Origin of the sequence: Campylobacter iguaniorum, assembly GCF_000736415.1 — a bacterium.
Lineage (GTDB): Bacteria > Campylobacterota > Campylobacteria > Campylobacterales > Campylobacteraceae > Campylobacter > Campylobacter iguaniorum.
Window position 1 is genome coordinate 842,481 of the sequence record NZ_CP009043.1, and the last position, 19,064, is coordinate 861,544.

19 protein-coding genes and 1 tRNA gene are annotated in these 19,064 nt (G+C 36.0%); 9 read left to right on the forward strand and 11 right to left on the reverse strand.

The window, feature by feature from the left end:
• Positions 1-17: 17 nt before the first annotated feature.
• Genes aroB through mog form a run of 5 tightly spaced genes read left to right on the forward strand, consistent with a single transcriptional unit; the run spans position 18 to position 6,020 of the window.
• On the forward strand, positions 18-1,052 hold the full coding sequence (gene aroB, locus CIG1485E_RS04200) for a 3-dehydroquinate synthase (RefSeq protein WP_038454052.1): 1,035 nt from the start codon (positions 18-20) through the stop codon (positions 1,050-1,052).
• Complete coding sequence (locus CIG1485E_RS04205) at positions 1,049-2,626, forward strand: mechanosensitive ion channel family protein (protein WP_038454054.1); 1,578 nt, start codon at positions 1,049-1,051, stop codon at positions 2,624-2,626. The genes aroB and CIG1485E_RS04205 overlap by 4 nt, the downstream gene beginning before the upstream one ends.
• A complete protein-coding gene (gene mtaB, locus CIG1485E_RS04210) occupies positions 2,620-3,864 on the forward strand; it encodes a tRNA (N(6)-L-threonylcarbamoyladenosine(37)-C(2))-methylthiotransferase MtaB (protein WP_265182802.1) in 1,245 nt (414 codons plus the stop codon). The genes CIG1485E_RS04205 and mtaB overlap by 7 nt, the downstream gene beginning before the upstream one ends.
• Complete coding sequence (locus CIG1485E_RS04215) at positions 3,842-5,503, forward strand: AAA family ATPase (protein ID WP_081867134.1); 1,662 nt, start codon at positions 3,842-3,844, stop codon at positions 5,501-5,503. The genes mtaB and CIG1485E_RS04215 overlap by 23 nt, the downstream gene beginning before the upstream one ends.
• Positions 5,493-6,020 carry a molybdopterin adenylyltransferase gene (gene mog / locus CIG1485E_RS04220; RefSeq protein ID WP_038454058.1) on the forward strand — a complete coding sequence of 176 codons (528 nt, stop codon included), beginning with the start codon at positions 5,493-5,495 and terminating at the stop codon, positions 6,018-6,020. Before CIG1485E_RS04215 ends, mog begins: the two co-directional genes overlap by 11 nt.
• Before the next feature lie 11 nt (positions 6,021-6,031).
• On the opposite strand, the gene CIG1485E_RS04225 is transcribed toward mog, so the two are convergent.
• The 11 genes from CIG1485E_RS04225 to murA all read right to left on the reverse strand — a co-directional run bounded on the left by CIG1485E_RS04225 (position 6,032) and on the right by murA (position 16,225).
• A complete protein-coding gene (locus CIG1485E_RS04225) occupies positions 6,032-7,012 on the reverse strand; it encodes a glycosyltransferase family 2 protein (RefSeq protein WP_038454060.1) in 981 nt (326 codons plus the stop codon).
• Positions 7,012-8,181 carry a pyridoxal phosphate-dependent aminotransferase gene (locus tag CIG1485E_RS04230; protein ID WP_038454063.1) on the reverse strand — a complete coding sequence of 390 codons (1,170 nt, stop codon included), beginning with the start codon at positions 8,179-8,181 and terminating at the stop codon, positions 7,012-7,014. The genes CIG1485E_RS04225 and CIG1485E_RS04230 overlap by 1 nt, the downstream gene beginning before the upstream one ends.
• A 2-nt stretch (positions 8,182-8,183) precedes the next feature.
• Positions 8,184-8,882 (reverse strand): serine O-acetyltransferase, encoded by a 699-nt coding sequence (cysE, locus tag CIG1485E_RS04235; RefSeq protein WP_038454066.1) that lies wholly within the window; start codon positions 8,880-8,882, stop codon positions 8,184-8,186.
• Between the two features lie 2 nt (positions 8,883-8,884).
• On the reverse strand, positions 8,885-10,726 hold the full coding sequence (gene speA / locus CIG1485E_RS04240; RefSeq protein ID WP_038454068.1) for a biosynthetic arginine decarboxylase: 1,842 nt from the start codon (positions 10,724-10,726) through the stop codon (positions 8,885-8,887).
• Entirely contained in the window at positions 10,723-11,949 is a 1,227-nt protein-coding gene (gene hisS / locus CIG1485E_RS04245) for a histidine--tRNA ligase (protein WP_038454071.1), read from the reverse strand. Before hisS ends, speA begins: the two co-directional genes overlap by 4 nt.
• Positions 11,946-12,524 carry a dTMP kinase gene (tmk, locus tag CIG1485E_RS04250; RefSeq protein ID WP_038454073.1) on the reverse strand — a complete coding sequence of 193 codons (579 nt, stop codon included), beginning with the start codon at positions 12,522-12,524 and terminating at the stop codon, positions 11,946-11,948. The genes hisS and tmk overlap by 4 nt, the downstream gene beginning before the upstream one ends.
• Positions 12,518-12,997: a pantetheine-phosphate adenylyltransferase gene (coaD, locus tag CIG1485E_RS04255; RefSeq protein ID WP_038454076.1), complete on the reverse strand. Its 480-nt coding sequence runs from the start codon at positions 12,995-12,997 to the stop codon at positions 12,518-12,520. Before coaD ends, tmk begins: the two co-directional genes overlap by 7 nt.
• 3 nt (positions 12,998-13,000) lie before the next feature.
• Entirely contained in the window at positions 13,001-13,516 is a 516-nt protein-coding gene (gene flgA / locus CIG1485E_RS09300) for a flagellar basal body P-ring formation chaperone FlgA (RefSeq protein WP_069107385.1), read from the reverse strand.
• Between the two features lie 137 nt (positions 13,517-13,653).
• Positions 13,654-13,728, reverse strand: a tRNA-Gly gene (locus CIG1485E_RS04265).
• A gap of 46 nt (positions 13,729-13,774) precedes the next feature.
• Complete coding sequence (locus CIG1485E_RS04270; RefSeq protein WP_038454081.1) at positions 13,775-14,956, reverse strand: molybdopterin molybdotransferase MoeA; 1,182 nt, start codon at positions 14,954-14,956, stop codon at positions 13,775-13,777.
• 9 nt (positions 14,957-14,965) lie between these two features.
• The gene (murA, locus tag CIG1485E_RS04275) at positions 14,966-16,225 is read right to left on the reverse strand and encodes a UDP-N-acetylglucosamine 1-carboxyvinyltransferase (protein ID WP_038454084.1); all 1,260 of its coding nucleotides are present in this window, start codon (positions 16,223-16,225) and stop codon (positions 14,966-14,968) included.
• 103 nt (positions 16,226-16,328) lie between these two features.
• Here murA and CIG1485E_RS04280 point away from each other — a divergent pair, with 103 nt between their 5' ends.
• Genes CIG1485E_RS04280 through CIG1485E_RS04295 form a run of 4 tightly spaced genes read left to right on the forward strand, consistent with a single transcriptional unit; the run spans position 16,329 to position 18,860 of the window.
• Positions 16,329-17,018 (forward strand): NlpC/P60 family protein, encoded by a 690-nt coding sequence (locus tag CIG1485E_RS04280; protein ID WP_038454086.1) that lies wholly within the window; start codon positions 16,329-16,331, stop codon positions 17,016-17,018.
• 32 nt (positions 17,019-17,050) lie between these two features.
• Positions 17,051-17,572 (forward strand): rhomboid family intramembrane serine protease, encoded by a 522-nt coding sequence (locus CIG1485E_RS04285; RefSeq protein ID WP_038454089.1) that lies wholly within the window; start codon positions 17,051-17,053, stop codon positions 17,570-17,572.
• Positions 17,569-18,378 carry a ferritin-like domain-containing protein gene (locus tag CIG1485E_RS04290; protein ID WP_038454091.1) on the forward strand — a complete coding sequence of 270 codons (810 nt, stop codon included), beginning with the start codon at positions 17,569-17,571 and terminating at the stop codon, positions 18,376-18,378. The genes CIG1485E_RS04285 and CIG1485E_RS04290 overlap by 4 nt, the downstream gene beginning before the upstream one ends.
• Complete coding sequence (locus tag CIG1485E_RS04295) at positions 18,375-18,860, forward strand: SixA phosphatase family protein (RefSeq protein ID WP_038454093.1); 486 nt, start codon at positions 18,375-18,377, stop codon at positions 18,858-18,860. The genes CIG1485E_RS04290 and CIG1485E_RS04295 overlap by 4 nt, the downstream gene beginning before the upstream one ends.
• The last annotated feature ends 204 nt before the right edge of the window (positions 18,861-19,064 follow it).

Genomic DNA, 19,064 nt, shown 5'->3' on the forward strand with positions numbered 1-19,064 from the left:
TATAAAAAGGATGAATTATGAAAATTGATATAAATTTAAAAGATAATGGTTATAGCGTATTCATAGATGAGCTAAAAAGCCTTGAGTTTAAGGGCAAAGTAGCAGTCGTGACAAACTCAAAAGTCGGTGGGCTTTATCTAAAAGAAGTGCTAAATTTAATCAAAGCTGATGAGATTTTTACCGTGAGTATTCCTGATGGCGAACAGTATAAAAATTTAGCAACAATAGAGAAAATTTTAGAAGAACTTTTTGTAAGTAGACTAGAGCGAAACAGCACACTTATCGCTCTTGGTGGCGGGGTTATCAGCGATATGACTGGATTTGCGGCGAGTATTTATGAGCGTGGGATAAACTTCATCAATATCCCGACAACTCTTCTAGCTCAAGTCGATGCTAGCGTGGGTGGCAAAACTGGAGTAAATAATAAATTTGGCAAAAATCTAATCGGTACGTTTTATCAGCCAAAAGCAGTTTATTGCGAGACTAAATTTTTACGCTCTCTGCCAGCTAGAGAGTTTAGTGCTGGGCTTGCGGAAGCGTTAAAAATGGCAGTTATGTTTGATAAAGAGTTTTTTGATTTTATGCAAAAATGCGATATAAATGATAATGAGAATATAAAAACAATCATTGCAAAATGCGTCAGCCTAAAAGCTGGTGTCGTAAGCAAAGATGAAAAAGAAGCTGGAGTTAGAGCTGTGCTAAATTACGGCCATACTTTCGCTCATGTCATAGAAATGCAGACAAAATATACTAAATTTTTGCACGGTGAAGCAGTCGCAGTGGGTATGAATATGGCAAATCATTTAGCCCTTAAGCTTGGCTTGATAGATAAATTTGAGCTTGAAAGTATTAAAAATACGCTAGTTAAATTTGGTCTGCCAATAAACTACAAGATAGAAGATGAAGAGGCGTTTTATGATGCGTTTTTCTTGGATAAAAAAAGTGGAAATAACAAAATCAAATTTATATTGCCAAATAAAATAGGAAATTTTGCCCTTAAAAATGATATAGATAAAGATATTGTTTTGGACGTTTTAAGGATGTTTAAATGAAAAAATTAGTTGCGTTTTTAGCTGTTTTTATCATAAATTTATTACTCTTTGGCGAGTCAAATATAAGCCAAGAACAAAAGATAAATGACTTAAATGCAAAAATTATAAACTATGATTCACAGGTAAAAAACAACATTTGGCTAATTCGCTACGCTAATTACAACACGTATCAAAATTTGCTAATCCAGCTAGATGATATCCAAAACGAAATCCAAAATACAAACAAAAAAGATATAGAAAAAATTGATGATCTAAAAAACAAAAGCTCAAGCCTCACAGAGCAAATCGAGCTTTTAAAAGAGTATGAAAAGTCCCCGTTTCAAAATATGCTAGTCGTCCCAGAGATAGATGAATTCCCTAAAATCACAAATCCAGTGGCTTTGATATCTGGTTTTTCATATATAAAACGCCTAAAAAATGAGAAAGAAGAGTATAAGAGTAGGCTTTTGAAGCTTGAAGATGCTTTGGAGGTTTTCAGACAAAAAGAGATAGCCCAAAAAGAGCTATATGACGTAAATCAAAGCATGGAAAATCTCTCCAGCCTTAATGAAACTAGAAGAGAGATAAGTGAGTTTCAAATAGCAAAAGATATAGCCACTACCACTTTTGGTGTCTATCAAAAAAAGCTTGATGAAGCCATAAATAGAGCAAGTGTCGAAGTAAAAGACCAGATCAAACAGACTTTTGCCATTATTCTAACAATAATTGTGGTTATTTTAATAGGATTTTTGTGTAAATTTATAGCCAAAAAATACATCACTGACAACCAAAGATTTTACACTGTAAATAAATTTATAAACGTAATAAATTTCACCATTATCATCTTTGTTTTGCTTTTTGCTTATATCGAAAATGTAAGCTATATGGTGACTATCTTGGGTTTTGCTTCAGCTGGTCTTGCCATTGCGATGAAAGATATGTTTATGAGTCTGCTTGGCTGGAGTGTTATTATTTTTGGCGGTACTTTCCACGTGGGAGATAGAATCCGCGTAAGATATCAAAACAGCGATTATGTCGGCGATATCATCGATATAAGCTTACTTAGAATGACTATTTATGAAGATATCACGCTTACTACCTATCTTACAAATAGGCGTAGTGGTAGGATAGTTTTCATACCAAATAACTATATTTTTACAGAGCTCATCGCCAATTACACTCATAGCGGTATGAAGACTGTTTGGGATGGAATTGACATCATGCTAAGCTTTGATAGTAACCACAAAAAAGCAATGTATATCATCAAAAATATAACCAGAAAATACTCAAAAGGCTACACAGACATAGCAAAACAACAAATGAATAAGCTAAGAGATCAATACAGTATAAAAAATCCAAATGTTGAGCCAAGGATTTATAGTTTTTTTGAGCCTTATGGTATAAATATAAGTGTTTGGTATATGACGAACTCTTACGCAGCTTTGGCTCTAAGAAGCACTATAAGTGCTGAAATAATCGAAGCTTTAAATTTAGAAGATGATATCAAAATAGCTTATCCGACCCAAACTCTATTTTTTGGGCAAAAGAAACAACCCCAAGAAATACCAGATATTAGCAAGGAACTTTTATATTGAAAGTATATTTTAAAACTTTTGGTTGTAGAACAAATATTTATGATACCCAGCTTATGAAAAGCTATGTCAAAAACGCAGTTATAGTAAATGATGAGTTTGAGGCTGACGTGATAGTAGTAAATTCATGCACTGTCACAAATGGCGCAGATAGTGGCGCTAGAACGTATATAAATCACATGAAAAATAGCGGTAAAAAGGTTATTTTGACTGGTTGTGGAGCAGTGAGCAAGGGCGAAGAGCTGTTTAAAAAAAGCTCAGTATTTGGAGTGCTTGGAGCTAGTCATAAATCAAAAATCGATAGTTTTCTAGCTTCACAAGCCCCATTTTATGAGCTTGGAGATCTAAATTTCATCGATAAAAATATAGTAAGCGACTATGAAAATCACACAAAAGCCTTTATCAAAATCCAAGAGGGGTGCAACTTTGCTTGTAGTTACTGCATTATCCCAAGCGTAAGAGGAAAAAGTAGAAGCATAGATGAAGAAGTTATTTTAAATGAAGCCAAAATCTTAGCAAATAATGGCTACAATGAGATAGTTTTAACTGGTACAAATATAGGAAGTTACGGGCAGAGTAATAATTCAAGTCTTGGTAAACTTTTGCAAAAACTAGGAAGTATAAAAGGTATAAAACGCATAAGACTTGGTAGCATTGAGCCAAGCCAGATAGATGAGAGTTTCAAAGAGATCTTAAAAGAGCCTTGGCTAGAGCGTCATCTTCACATAGCTCTTCAGCACACAAGCCAAAAGATGCTTACGATAATGAAAAGGCGAAATAGGGCGTTTAAAGATATTGAGCTTTTTAATGAACTTAGCGAGATTGGATTTGCTCTTGGGACTGATTATATCGTGGGGCATCCTGGAGAGAGTGAAGAGATATGGGAAGAGGCATTAGAAAATTTTAAAAAATTCCCATTAACTCATCTTCACGCCTTTATCTATAGCCCAAGAAATGCGACGGTTTCAGCTACGATGAAGCAAGACGTGGATGGCATAACTGCCAAAAATCGCCTAAAAACCTTAAAAAATATAGTCTATCTAAACAACTTTGAGTTTAGGAAGAAAAACAGAGTTCCTTTGGAGATTTTGGTCGAAAAACGTGATGATGACGGACTTTATGACGGATTTGACCAGTTTTATAACAAAATAAAAATAAGCTCAAAAAGCGATATAAGAAAAGAGTGGATTTTAATCAAAGATTACGAGGTAAAAGCCGATGATAACTATGCCCAAATTTAACCTTAAATTTAGCCCAAAAAATATAATAATATTAGTAAGCGTTGTTTTATGCTTGCTGCTTGTTTTTGTGGCACTTAGAAATACGCCAAAACATATAAATTTGATGCAATATGATAATTTGCTTCAGTCAAACTCAATCCAAAGTGCAACTCTTGATAATGAAAATATCATCATAAAAGCTGGCAATCAAAACTTCATTGTGCTTAAAGATTCTATAAATTTAAACGAATTAGGTCAAAAAGTAGCTATAAACTCAGCTAGCGGATATGGATTTTTATATTTTATTTTGCTTCTTATTTTGGCTATTTTTGGTGGTTTTGCTGTATTTAAATTTATATCAAAAGGCAAAGCTATTCAAAGCAAAAAAGAGGAAAAAGAGCTTGGCTCTATGGTATCAAATGAAGTAGTTCCAGCTATTTCAAGCGTGAAATTTAGCGATGTGGCTGGCATAGATGAAGTCAAAGTAGAGCTAATGGAAGTGGTTGATTTTTTGAAAAATCCAAAAGCTTATAAAGAATTTGGTATCAAAATGCCAAAAGGCGTACTTATGGTAGGGCCTCCAGGAGTTGGTAAAACTCTTGTGGCAAAAGCAGTCGCTGGAGAGGCGAACGTGCCATTTTTTTACCAAAGTGGTGCAAGTTTTGTGCAAATTTATGCTGGAATGGGCGCAAAAAGAGTTAGAGAGCTTTTTTCTATGGCTAAGGCTTACGCGCCAAGTATAATATTTATCGATGAGATTGACGCTGTGGGTAAGGCTAGGGGTGGCGGCAGAAGTGACGAGAGAGAAGCTACGCTCAATCAACTTCTAACCGAAATGGATGGATTTGAGGACAATAGCGGAGTTATCGTCATTGCTGCGACAAACAAGATAGAAATGATGGATGACGCGTTGCTTAGAAGTGGAAGGTTTGATAGGCGTATATTTTTGAGTTTGCCAGATCTTAAAGACAGATTTGCCATACTTTCTTCATATCTTAAAGATAAAAATCATAGCGTAAATATAGAAAATTTAGCTAGAAATACGACTGGATTTAGCTCAGCAGGGCTTGCAACTTTAGTCAATGAAGCAGCGATCAATGCTCTTAGATGCAAAAGAAATGAGATAAGCGAAGATGATTTTAAGGCCGTGAGCGATAAGGTGTTGTTTGGAAAGAAAAAGGCTCATCAGCTAAGCAAAGAAGAAAAAGAGATTCAAGCTATCTATCAAGGCTCAAAGGCTTTGATGGCTGAGTTTTTGGGAGTTGAGTTTGATAGAATTTCGCTTTTGGAAGATAAATTTAGCAAGAGTGGCGAGTTTATAGAGTCTCAAAGCGCCTTATTATCTAAGATAAAAATCCATCTTGTTGGTTACGCAGCACTTAAAATTTACAAAAACGAACTCTACACAAACTCCAGCAAAGACCTTGCAAAAGCTAGAGAGCTTGCTACAAGATATGTAAATGAGTATGCTATGAACTTAAATTTAATAGCTGGAGTAAATGATATAAAAGCCGTGCTTGATAGATGCATGAGCGAAACTTTGGAGTTTGTCTCTAAAATAGGGCCCCAGCTAGAAGCCACAACTAAATATCTACTAGAAAATGAAATCATAGATCAAGAGACAATAAAAGAATTAATAAGGAAGAGCCATGAAAGTTAAAATAGGGATTTTGACGCTTAGCGATAGGGCGAGTAGTGGAGTGTATGAGGACAAAAGTGGCGTGGCTATAAAAGAGATTTTGAGCGATTGGATAGTGAGCGAGTGTGAGTATGTCTACAAGGTCATTCCTGATGAGTTTGATTTGATAGTGCAAAATTTAAAAGATATGTGTGACGCTGGTTGCGATCTAGTCTTGACTACTGGCGGCACAGGTCCAGCGCCCCGTGATGTCACTCCTGAAGCCACGCAGCAAGTGTGTCAAAAGATGATGCCAGGATTTGGCGAGCTGATGAGAGCTACAAGCCTCAAATACGTCCCTACTGCGATTCTCTCAAGGCAAACTGCTGGTATCAGAGACAAAAGCTTGATAGTAAATCTTCCAGGTCAGCCAAAGGCTATAAAGGAGTGCTTGGAGCCGATTTTTCCAGCTATTCCGTATTGCATAGATCTGATTGGTGGAGCTTATATCGATACTGATGAAAGCAAAATGAAGGTTTTTAGACCAAAATCAAAGTAGGGCTAAACTAACTATTTAAATTTAAGCCCTATAATTTTTGCATAAATTTTATAGCTAAATGAAAAACGAAATAGATAAAATAGTATCTTTAGTTTTTTATTTAGCAGTTTAAAACCGGGGCTTTTGAAAGCAGTTTTTATATCCGCACAAGCAAACTCCATAACTTTGCCATAATCATCAAAGCTATAAGGCTTCAAAGTCAGAGCTGCGGCGTATTTTAAATTTAAAAAATAAGCATTGACATAAGCTTTTTGAGTATCATTTAAGCTAAATTTATCAAAAAATCTTTCAAGGTCGCTTTGCACTATTCTAACATCGCTAAAATGCTTAAATTTCATCTGTTTTGAGCTATTGTTTGAGCCGATTTGGTAGTTGCAAATTGGCTTGTTTATTTTGACTATTTTTTGTGCTAGCCATATAAGCTTAGCATTTAGATTTGCATCTTCGGCGACAAAAACTTTGTCTATAAATTTAAGATTATTATCTTTTAGTAGTGATGTTTTGATGATTTTTCCCCAAATGCACGGGAATACGCTTTTGCTGATTGTAAAATAATCAAACAAAAACCGCTCTTTATCGACCAAACCACTGTTTGTTTCATAGTTTGTTTGAGCTATGATTTTGCTTTCGTCATAATAGTAGTTAAAATCTTCAAAAACAATATCGGCGTCAAATTTAATTGCATTTTGATATAGTTCATTTAGGATATTTGGGCATAAAAAATCATCACTATCCAAAAAAAGCACAAACTCGCCACTAGCTTTATTAATGCCAGCATTTCTAGCCGCACTTGCGCCAGAGTTTGGCTGGTCTATGATAGATAGCCTATCATCGCTAAAATTACCTAAAATCTCAAGCGTATTATCCGTGCTTCCATCATTTATGGCTATTATTTCTATATCTTGCAAATCATTTTGCAGCACTGAGTTTATAGATCTGCAAAGAAACTCCCCTGCATTATAGCAAGGGATAATGACGCTGATTTTTGGCATTATTTTTTATAATTTTCTACAAATTCGGCGATTCTTGCGATACCTTTTTTGATGCTTTGAAGGTCGCAAGCAAAGCTAATCCTGAAGTATCCATCCATCCCAAATCCAACGCCTGGCACAGTAGCTACCAAGCCTTTTTCTAGTAGTTCTTGGCAAAATTTAACAGAGTTTGGCTCTACATCTTTGCAACTTACAAATAGATAAAATGCACCATCTGGTTTGACTACGCTTAGACCTTTGATATTGTTTATAGCCTCGACTGCCCAGTCGCGACGCTCCATAAATTTGCTTTTCATGTAGGCTATATCAGCGTCAGCTTCTCCAAGAAGTGCAGGTATGGCTCCAGCTTGGACTATGCTTGAGATATTGCTTGTGCTTTGGCTTTGAAGTTTTTTGACAGCTGCGTTTAGCTCGTCCATCACGCTTGCCATATATCCAAATCTCCAACCAGGCATCGCTCCGCATTTGCTAAGTCCGTTTATAGTGATAGTCCTTTTAAACATATCATCGCTCACGCTAGCAGTAGCTACAAACTGGTCATTATAAGTTAGTTTTTCGTAAATTTCATCACTTAAAACTACGATATTTGTACCTTTTAGTACTTCACCAATGGCAAGAAGCTCATCTTTACTATAAACGCCACCGCAAGGATTGCTTGGGCTATTTAGTACGATTGCTTTTGTTCTTGGAGTGATAGCGTTTTTTAGTTGCAAAGCAGTTATTTTAAATTTATTTTCTTCGCTTGTTTCTACGATCACTGGATTTCCACCGCTAAATTTGACTATTTCTGGATAGCTTACCCAGTATGGAGATGGGATTATGACTTCATCGCCGTCATCTATGATACATTGAAAAATGTTAAATAATGAATGCTTTGCGCCTACGTTTGTTACGATTTGGCTTGTTTTGTATTCTAAGTTATTGTCTCTTTTTAGTTTTACGGCAATAGCTTTTAGAGTATCAGCAGCGCCTGGGACTGGAGTGTATTTGCCACAACCAGCATCTAAAGCCTTAATGACTGTGTCTTTGATGACCTTTGGTGTGTCAAAATCAGGCTCTCCAGCACTAAAACTAATAACATCTATGCCGTTTGCTTTCATCTCTTTTGCTTTTGAGCTAATAGCGATAGTTAGGCTCTCTGATAGCACTCCAATTCTTTTAGATAACATTATTACTCCTTGATTGATTGTATATATTTTTGATAAATTTCGTTTAGTTTTTCATCTTCGCTTGAGATGTTTCCGCCTTGTTTTGACACTTCATTTTCTAAAATTTCAATCCTTTTTATAAGATATCCAAGCATCTCTTTTGTGACGTCTGGTAGATTATCATGGGCAAGAGGTTTTTTACAGCATTCGCCTATGGTTCTAGCTGGAATTCCTACAGCAGTACAGCCATCTGGGACGCTTTTTACGACGACTGAATTTGCTCCTATTTTGGAGCCTTTTCCGATGACTATATTTCCCAAAACCTTAGCTCCAGCCCCGACTACAACGCTTTCTTCTAAAGTAGGGTGGCGTTTGCCTTTATCAAGGCTTACTCCACCAAGCGTGACGCCTTGATAGATTAAGCAATTATCGCCTATGATGGCAGTCTCACCGATGACAACTCCAGTTGCATGATCGATGAAAACGCCACTTCCTATTTTGGCTGCCGGGTGGATATCGACGCGTGTTAAGAAGTTGCTAATGCCTGCTATTGCTCTGGCTATTTTATATAGTTTTTTGCTCCATAAAAAATGAGCTATTCTATGATTTACTATAGCCCAAACGCCAGGATAGTTAAAAATAAGTTCTATAAAAGATTTATACGCTGGATCTTGAAGCTTTGGTTGGCTTAAATCTTCTTTTATCAAATTTAAAAGTCCCATTTTTATCCTATAGTTTTTAGATATCCATTATCATTTAAGAACAAATACAACTCGCCCAAAATATGCTTCTTTTGTTTTTCATCGACTAAATTTGAGTTTTCGATGCGTTCATTTAAAGTATCTCTGATAGCGTGTATATCATAGTCTAAGTCTTCTAAAATATCCATGATTGATTGAGATTCTAAGATGTTTTTTATCTCATATTTGCCATTGTCTTTTAAGTAGATTGTAGCTTCTGTAGGGTGAGTGAAAAGGTTGTGTTTCATTCCAAGAACCTCTTGATAAGCTCCAACTAAGAAAAATCCTAAGAAATATTCTTCTTTTTCGACATCAATATCGTGCAAAAATAGTGGGTTTTTGTTTGCATCGAAGCTTATTTCGCCGTCGCTATCGCAAGTTATATCCCAAATAGAAGCTGAAAGCGTAGGGCGTTCATCTAGTCTATCAAGTGGCATAACTGGGAAGTTTTGTCCTAAACCCCAAAAATCAGGCAAACTTTGGAACATTGAGAAATTTACCAAGTATCTTTCTTGGACTTCTTCTTGGATTTTTAAAAGTTCAGCGTAGTTTTGTTTATTTCCAAGAAGCGATATGGCTTTTTTCATGACAAGATGTACTAAAACTTCAGAGTTTGATCTATCTTGTAAATCCACATATCCAAGGTCGAATAGAGTTAAAACGCTTTCCATATGGGCGATACTATCGTGAAGATACTCGATCGCATTGCTTGGTTTTATGGTGGTGTAAAGGTCGTAAAGCTCATCAATTAGAGGTGGGTTTTTTTTCTTTAAAACAAGTTTTTCTTCTGCGTATTCTTGGCTAAAAAGCTCAAGCACAGGAGCTACTAAAACTGCGTGATTTGCCGCGATATAGCGACCACTTTCTATGAAGATATTTGGCTCAATTTCATTTTTTTGGTTTGCTATGGTTTTTAGCAGGTAAACAACGTCGTTGGCGTACTCTTTTAATGTATAGTTTCTGCTAGGATGTTCTTTGAACTGCGAATATTCTATAGCTAGGCCGCCGCCTAAATTTATGGCTTGCAAGTTTGAAGCACCCATTTTACGAAGCTCTGCATAGATATTTCCTGCTTCTATTAGGGCTTTTTTGAGCGGATGGATTTCGTTTATCTGACTTCCTATATGGAAGTGAATCATTGTAAATTGCTCGATTAATCCGTTGTCTTTTAGTAAATTTACAGCTTCTATAAGCTCGGTTGAAGTAAGACCAAATTTAGAGTTTATGCCACCACTCTTAGCCCAAACCCCAGTTCCGCTGCTGTGAAGTCTGATCCTAAGACCGATGTTTGGCTTTGGTGCAAATCTCTCTTTTGATGTTGAGATTATGGCTTTTAGCTCGTTTAAGCCTTCTATCGTAAGAGTGATATTGTGTCCCATTTCAGCTGCTATGAAGCCCAAATTTATCAGCTCTTTATCTTTAAATCCATTTACTGTGATAGGAGCGTCATAGTTGTTGTAAGCCATGGCTAGAAGTAGCTCGGCCTTGCTTCCTGCTTCTAAGCCATATCCGTATGGACTGCCTAGCTTTACTAGATTTTCTACAAAGCCTGGATATTGATTGACTTTGAGCGGATAGACTGCATTGAAGGTGCCTGAGTAGCCAAACTCCTTTTTTGCTCTTTCAAAATTTGAATAAACTTGAACGATTTGTTTTTTGATAAGGTGTGGGAAACGAAGCAACAAAGGCCCTCTGTAGCCATCGTCTCTTATGTCTTTTACTATGTCGATTATGGCTGGCTTGAAGTCGTTATTTAGACAAATTTTGCCCCCATCAACTATAAAGTTTGAATCGCCCCAAAGGCTTAATCCATAATCGTTTGTCATAGCTCACCTTTTAAATTTGAAATATTTATACGTTTTTCTTCTTTTGTGTCTAAATTTTTATACCAAATTTGACTGTTTTTTGCTTCATCTTCACCGATACACAAAAATATTTTTGCGTTTTTCTTGTCGGCTAAATTTAGATGTTTATTTGGGCTTTTCGCCTCGTATGAGACCTCTACTTTATGCTCTTTTCTAAGCTCAAAAGCAATTTTGTAAATGTCATTTACATACGCATTATCTAGCGCGCATATATAAATCCCATCCCTAAAATTTGGAAGCTCTTTTTGTTTCAAAATCTCCATTATACGCTCGATTCCCATAGCCCAGCCAACTCCAGGAGTAGCTTTGCCACCCAAAAACTCGACTAATCTATCATATCTTCCACCACCAGCCACAGCGCTTTTTGAGCCGATTTCATCGCTTACAAACTCAAATGCAGTCTTGCAGTAATAATCAAGCCCACGCACAAGCCTTGCATCTACTTCAAATTTAACGCCGTTTTGAGCTAAAATCTCTTTTAATTTTTCAAACTCGCTAGAGCAAATTTGATTTAGGTTATCAGTGATGAGTGGAGCGTCTTTTAAAAGCATTTGACAATGGTCATTTTTACAGTCCAAGACGCGGATTGGATTTGTTTTAATGCGTCTTTGGCAGTCTTCACAAAGACCATCTTTTGACTCCAAAAACTTAACTAATTTTTGTCTATAAAGTGGCATGCACTCACTATCTCCAAGTGAGTTTATTTTTAGAGTGGTTTTGATATTAAATTTATTCAAAATCTCGCTAAGCATCAAAATAACGCTCGCGTCTTCATAAACGCTTGATTCGCCAAAACACTCCACGCCAAACTGATGAAACTCTCTCAAACGCCCACGTTGTGGTCTTTCGTAGCGAAACATACTTCCGCTGTAAAAATATTTTTTAACCCCGCCGGCTTTGTCAAATTTAGCCTCGATAAATGCTCTTACGACTCCAGCAGTTCCCTCAGGTCTTAGGCAAACGTCATTGCCGCCTTTGTCTGTGAACTGATACATCTCTTTACCGACTATATCGCTACTTTCGCCGACACTTCTTTTAAAAAGCCCAGTTTCTTCCATTTTTGGAGTTTCGCAAAACTCATATCTGTAGTTTTTGGCTACTTCTTCACAAGTTTCTACTATAAATTTATATAATTTTCCATCATTATCTAGCAAATCTTTCATACCGCGAAGTGCATTTATCATATAAATTTCCTTATTTTATCTTGAATTTCATTGATGTCAAGACCTGCATTCACTTCTAAAACATCAAATTTTAAATCGGCGAGTATTATACTCATAAATCCTTGAACTCTCATTAAATACTCTATGCCTCTATTTTCGATTTCATCACTTGTCCCACGACCAAAAAGGCGGGTTTTTATGAGATTTTCATCTGCTTTTAAAAAGATAAATTTATCGCCTAAATCATTTTTGAGTGCAAATTTATTTAGCTCCAAAAGCTCTGCGATGTCTAAATTTTCATCACTTGCCATAGCATAAGCCATACCAGAGATAAATCCACGATCGCTTAAAATTAGCTCTTTGTGATTTGGTTTTATGACCTTTTCATAGTGTTCTGCACGGTCGGCTAAAAAGAGCAAAATCTCAGCTCTTGAACAAATTTTGTTTGCATTTTGAAGCAAAAACTCACGCACTTTTACCCCAAACTCAGTTCCGCCTGGCTCTTTTGTGATTATAGCGTTTGGAATGAAAGATTTAAGTAGTGAAATTTGAGTTGATTTGCCAACTCCGTCAATCCCTTCAAATGTAACTAGCATTTTTTACCTTTTATATCTTCTAAAATTTCTTTTGGGACTAAATTTGTGATGTCCCCGCCATGACTCAAAACAGAACGCACAATCGAGCTTGAAATAAATGCGTTTTTGAGGCTTGGCATGAAATAAACCGTTTCAAACTCGCTCCACAAAGATGCATTTGCGTAGCCGATTTGGAGCTCATATTCAAAGTCGCTAACTGCTCTAAGCCCACGTACGACTGTGTTTATGCCCTGAGCCTTAGCAAAATCCACAAGCAAATTGCTAAAGCCAACAACCTCTACATTTGAGATATCTTTTGTAGCTATTTTGGCTAAATTTATTCGCTTTTCGTGGCAAAAGTAGGGCGTTTTGCTCTCATTTAAAGCCACTGCTACGATAACTCTATCAAAGACCTTGCAGGCTCTTTTAATGACATCTATATGACCATTTGTAATAGGATCAAAAGTCCCTGGATATATACAAGATTTATTCATTTTTTACCTTATTATTGCTCTATTTTTTGATATGATAGTTGCTTTAAAGATTTGATTGTTTTCATTTTTTACTTGGATTATTTCTCCGATGTTTGCATCTTCAAGCGTTGTGACTAGTATTTCGACGCTCAAACTTCCGTCATTTATAATAGCTGTGATTTGATCTCCTCTTTTTATGTCGCTTAGGGTTTTAAACTGTCTAGTTGTCAAAACTCTTCCCATTTTTATGCGAGTTTTTGTGATTAGAGATACTTTTGGTAGTGAGGTTAGGGCTGTTTTTTCGTATTTGTTTAGCGGGACTAAAATACTCTCAAAGTCACTTAAATTTAGTATTTGCCCCTTGTCCATGTCTCTTGAAGCTACAAAAACTTTAACTTTGGCTTTGATGTCAAATTTAAAAAACATACTTTTATTTAGATTATTTGGCATTTTGTATACGGCTCTTAGATTTCCGCCGTCATCTTTTAGAGATAAAAGCAATATCTCTTTTAGCTCGTACTCATTAAAATCTTGTGGCAAATTATCTGGTTTTTGGATATTTAGCTTTTCTATTATTATATTTGGAATTTGCGATTTGATATTTTCTTCTAGCAGTGAGACTAAAGATGCTGAAAAAAGCTTTTGTGAAAATAAAATGATTAGGATTAAAAATAAAATGGAGCGGGAAACGAGATTCGAACTCGCGACCCCAACCTTGGCAAGGTTGTGCTCTACCCCTGAGCTATTCCCGCTTGTCTTGTTTTGAGAGCGTGATTGTAGCATAAATTTACTCATATGTCAAGATAGTTTGATGATTTTTATCAAAGTTTTGTCTGAAATTTCATTTTCACCGATTTTTGAAAGGTACAAAGCGTTTGCATTTGCTAGTGGTTTTATCATCGCTGGACTAAATTTATTGTTTTTGTTTAGTGGTGTAAATTTGCCGTCTATATAGTTGCCAAGCACGATATTTGCGCGACTTCCTTTTTGAATCATATCGCCATTAAATGTTGCTTCGCACGTCTCGTGGAGATACTCTTTTCTTCCGCTTATTTTTTTGATAGCTGGGATAGCTGACAAAAAGCAACCTATATAGCATGACATCGGGTTTCCTGGCAAGATAAATACAAGCTGTTTGCCTTTTTTAAATATCTTTGTAGGACCTGCTGGTCTGATGTCTATACTTCCTACAATGCACTCATATCCAAGCTCTTGCAAGCAAGACTTCATAAAATCAGCTTCGCCTTTGCTAGCTCCTCCGCTTGTGATGATGACATCGTAGTTTGAAGCTTTTATTATCTCTTGTTTGAGGCTTTGTTTTTCATCTTTTAAGATACCTTTATACTCACTTTCAAAGCCGTTATTTAGAAGTAGTGAGCTTATGCCAAGCGCGTTTGCATTATAAATCGACCTATCATCACAAGTTTGCCAAGGCTCGTTTATCTCATTTCCTGTGCTAAAAACTGCTATTTTTGGTTTAGCAAAGACTTTTACAAAGCTGATGCCTTGAGAGGCTAAAAGCATGATTTTGGCTGCATTTAGAAGTGTTGATTTGCTAAGAAGCGGCTCTCCAACGCCTAGTTCTTCGCCTTTTAGCTTTCTGGCGTTGTCTTTTTTAATATATTTTGGTACGATTAAATTGCCATTTTCATCAAAAGCTTCATCTTCAAGCATAACAACGGTGTCACTACCAGTGGGAAATATCGCTCCAGTCATTATTTTGTAGCATTCGTTTTTGCCTATGCTATACTCTTTTTTATCCCCTGCAAAGATAGTTCCAAGGATTTTTAAAGGACTGTTTATATCATTATAATTAAAAGCGTAGCCATCGAGGGCTGAATTGTCAGCAAATGGAAGTGGTTTTGTAGTGATTATATCTTCAGCTAAAACTCTACCTACGGCTAAATTTATGCTGATAAACTCATAATTATCTAAGCATTCTAGCTCATCAATTTTTGAAAACATCTCATTAACTTCCATTTTTTATCCTTATTCGCTAAGTCTTTTTATGTCTGCTCCAAGCTTGCTAAGCTTTGTTTCTAGGTTTTCATATCCTCTATCAAGGTGGTAGATTCTATGTACTCTCGTCGTGCCATTGGCTCTAAGTGCTGCCAAAACTAACGCTGAGCTTGCTCTTAGATCTGTTGCCATGACATCAGCTCCGTTTAATTCATCACCACAAATAGTCGCCAAATGTCCATTTAGCTTAATGTCTGCGCCCATTCTTATAAGCTCACTTGCGTGCATAAAGCGGTTTTCAAAAAGTCTTTCATCAATCGTGCTAACGCCATCTGCCACGCAAGCAAGTGCCATAAACTGAGCTTGCATATCAGTAGGAAATCCTGGAAACTCAGTTGTAATAATCTGGACTGGATGAAGAGCTCCTGAGGAGATGATTTTGATATTTTTATCATTAAACTCAAAATTTAATCCCATGTCGCTAAGCTTTCCAAGGACTGAAACTAGGTGGTTTGGCTCAATATTTTTAAGTGTGACTTCCCCGCCAGCTATAGCTACAGCACAAAGGTATGTGCCAGCTTCTATTCTGTCTGGTATGACGGTGATTTTTGGTAAATTTAAAAGCTCTTTGTTTGTTCCATGGACTGTTATTTCGCTGGTTCCTATGCCTTCTATTTTTACTCCGCTAGTCTCTAAAATTTGGCAAATTTGAACCACTTCTGGCTCTTTTGCTGCGTTAAAAATCTTTGTAGTTCCGTTTGCTAGGGCTGCTGCCATTACGATATTTTCAGTGCCTGTGACTGTGATTTTATCAAAGACGATGTTTGCGCCTTTTAGCCCGTCTTTTGCGCTGGCTATGACATATCCGTCTTTTATCTCTATTGTTGCGCCCATTTTTTCTAGTGCAGCAAGGTGCAAATCAATAGGTCTAGCTCCAATAGCACACCCTCCAGGCAAAGAAACCTCACAATATCCATATCTTGCAACAAGTGGGCCAAGAACTAAAATAGAAGCTCTCATCTTGCGAACGATGTCATAAGTGGCTTTTGTGGAGTTTATGGAAGTTGTGTTAATTTTTAAATTTGAGCCATCTAAAGTCGAGGTCGCGCCTAAATTTTGTAGCAATTTTATAAATGTTTTTATATCTTCGACTTGTGGAATGTTTGATACAAGGACGTCATTTTTAGCCAGTATGCTCATAGCGATGATAGGTAGTGCGGCGTTTTTAGCACCACTGATATTTACCTCGCCAAATAGTTTATTTCCGCCTTTGATTTCTAAATAATCCATGAATAACCTTTAAAAAATAAGGGTGATTATAGCAAATTTATGTTTAAGATTTAAGAATTTATTTGATACAATTGCATAAATAAACCATTTTTAAAGAAACACAATGAATATTAAAACTATCTGCATCGGTGCGATTGGTGTATTGTTTTTAAGTGCTTGTTCTACAAAAAGTGATATTTCTACTACTCAAATTAACTCTTATAAATTTAATTCAAATCAAGATTATAGCTCTAGCATAACTCGTCAATTCAAGCAAAATGATGATAAAGAGTCTAATATATCTTACGAAAAAGATATAAATTTGAGTAAATATCTAAATAAAAAAGTTGGCAGAGACTGCTCTGGCCTTGTAACTCTAATAAATAATGAAAATAACGAGCTGTATTTTAGCAGTAAAGAGCTAGATAACTTTTATGATAAGCATGGTAGAAAATCCCAAGCTCTATTTAATATGTATAAAGCTGAAAATAAAATTGCTTTTGATGAGCCAAAATTAGGCGATTTGGTCTTTTTCAATAATACAACTAAAGGGACTAGAAAGCTTAAAGAAAATAGAATAACTCATGTTGGCATAGTCGATAAAATAGAGCCAAATGGCACGGTGACTTTTTTACACAATGTAAATGGCAAAAATATCAGAAGCGTGATGAATCTAAAATATAAAAACACACATAAACTAAATGGCAAGAAAATCAATGCTTACATAACAAGATGCAATAACACATCTTGCTTGGTTTCAAATAAATTTGCTGGTTTTGGTAAGATAGATAAAAGCTTGAATATAAAGTATTAAATTTATAAAATCACGAAATTAACGAGGTAAATTTGGCAGTAACTCCGATTTTGATAGCTGTAAATGCGGTTATTTATTTTTTGCAATATTTTGTCTATGATCCATTTGGTTTTGGTATGTATTTTGGGCTTAATAAACTATTTTTTGCTGGTGCTTATTGGCAGATTTTGACCACGATGTTTTTGCACGGCTCACTTACTCATATCATCATGAATATGGCTGTTTTGTTTCAGTTTGGGACTATTTTTGAGCGTTATCTTGGCGGGGTTAAATTTTTACTACTATATATGATTGGAGGAGTTCTTACAAGCCTTCTTAGTCTTAGTTATCTTTTTATAAATCCAACTGTAAATTTAGTAGGAGCTAGCGGTGCGATATGTGTGCTTCTTGGCTTTATGGCTAATCTTGATAGATATAGTAGAAAAGGGCTTATCATAGCGCTTTTACTTATGAGTTTTGCGCCACTTTTACTTGGTATGAATATAGCTTGGTATGCTCATCTTTTTGGATTTGGGATAGGGTATTTGGCTGGTTATATGAGGATTTTTAGATGAGTTTTTTTACTAGGTGTAAAGAGGTCTTGGATGATGGGGATTTGGAGTCTAAATTTAGCGGTTTTGAAGCATTATTTGATGATTTCAGATCAGATAAACTTGGCTTTGAAGATGAGATTATAGAGCCACTTATTAGCCCAAGCTATGCTAAATTTGCTCAAATTTATGAGATGAAAGAGCTTAAAAAACAAAAATCAGCAGACAAAAACGCAGCCTTTTTGCACTCTATTGCCCACATAGAATACAGCGCGATTGATATTGCTCTTGATGCTTGTTATAGATTTAGAGGCTTGCCTAAGGAGTATTATTTTGACTGGCTTGAGGTGGCTGGTGATGAGATAAGACACTTCAAAATGATAGATGAGCAGCTGCAAAAAACTGGCTATAAATATGGCGATTTGAGCGTACATAATGGGCTTTTCATAGCTTTGCAAAAGACACAAGGCTCACTGCTTGATAGAATGGCGGTACTGCCTAGATTTATGGAGGCAAATGGGCTTGATGCAAATCTTTTTATGATGGAAAAAATCAAAACCGATGCTTCAAAAAACTGGCTAACCAATACGCTAAAAATAATCCACCACGAAGAGATAGACCATGTCAAAAAGGGCGATAAGTGGTTTAAATTTGCTTGCAAAGAGCAGGGCGTGGATCCAAACTCGTGGATAAATATAGTCCTAAAGCACTATCCAAACGCATTTAGCACAAAAAGAGAGCTAGATGAGGCGCACCGCATTATGGCTGGATTTAGTACTGATGAACTTGAAGCGATGAAAAAATTACAACTAGATAAGGAAAAATTATGAAAACTATATATTTTATAAGGCATTCCAAGGCGGAAAAAAGAGATGACGATGATTTTGCTAGAGATCTGATAGAAAAGGGCGAAAGTGCGGCTAAATTTATGGGTAAAAGACTTAAAAAACATAAAGTTACGCCTGATATCATATTTGCTTCGCCAGCCAAAAGGGCTTTGAAAACTGCAAATTTACTCTCAAAAGAGATAGGCTACAAAAAAGAAATTACTCAAGTAAAAGCGCTGTATGATTGCAGTCCTACTAATATGCATGAGTTTATAAAAAATATAGATGATGAGTTGCAAAGCGTGTTTATAGTAGGACACAACCCAAGCATCACAGAAATATCTGAGTTTTTGAGTGATTCTGATATAGGAAATATTCCGACAAGTGGGATTTTTTGTATTGAATTTGACGTGCAAAGCTTCAAAGAGATAATCAACCACCACGGTCATGCGCTGTTTTTTGACTATCCTAAAAAGCACAAATAATTTTTTATTTTTATAGCTATCTCAAAATAGGGGATAGCTCAAATGATGTTTTTCTCATAAAACTGCTTCTAAAATAATCAAATTTAACAAAGTTATTAGCCTATTTTTTATATTTTTAAGCTTCAAATTTGCTTTTAAAATTACTTGACAATAGTTCAACAAAACAGATATTTTGCTAAGTTTTTAGCTTGTTTTTAAGCTAAG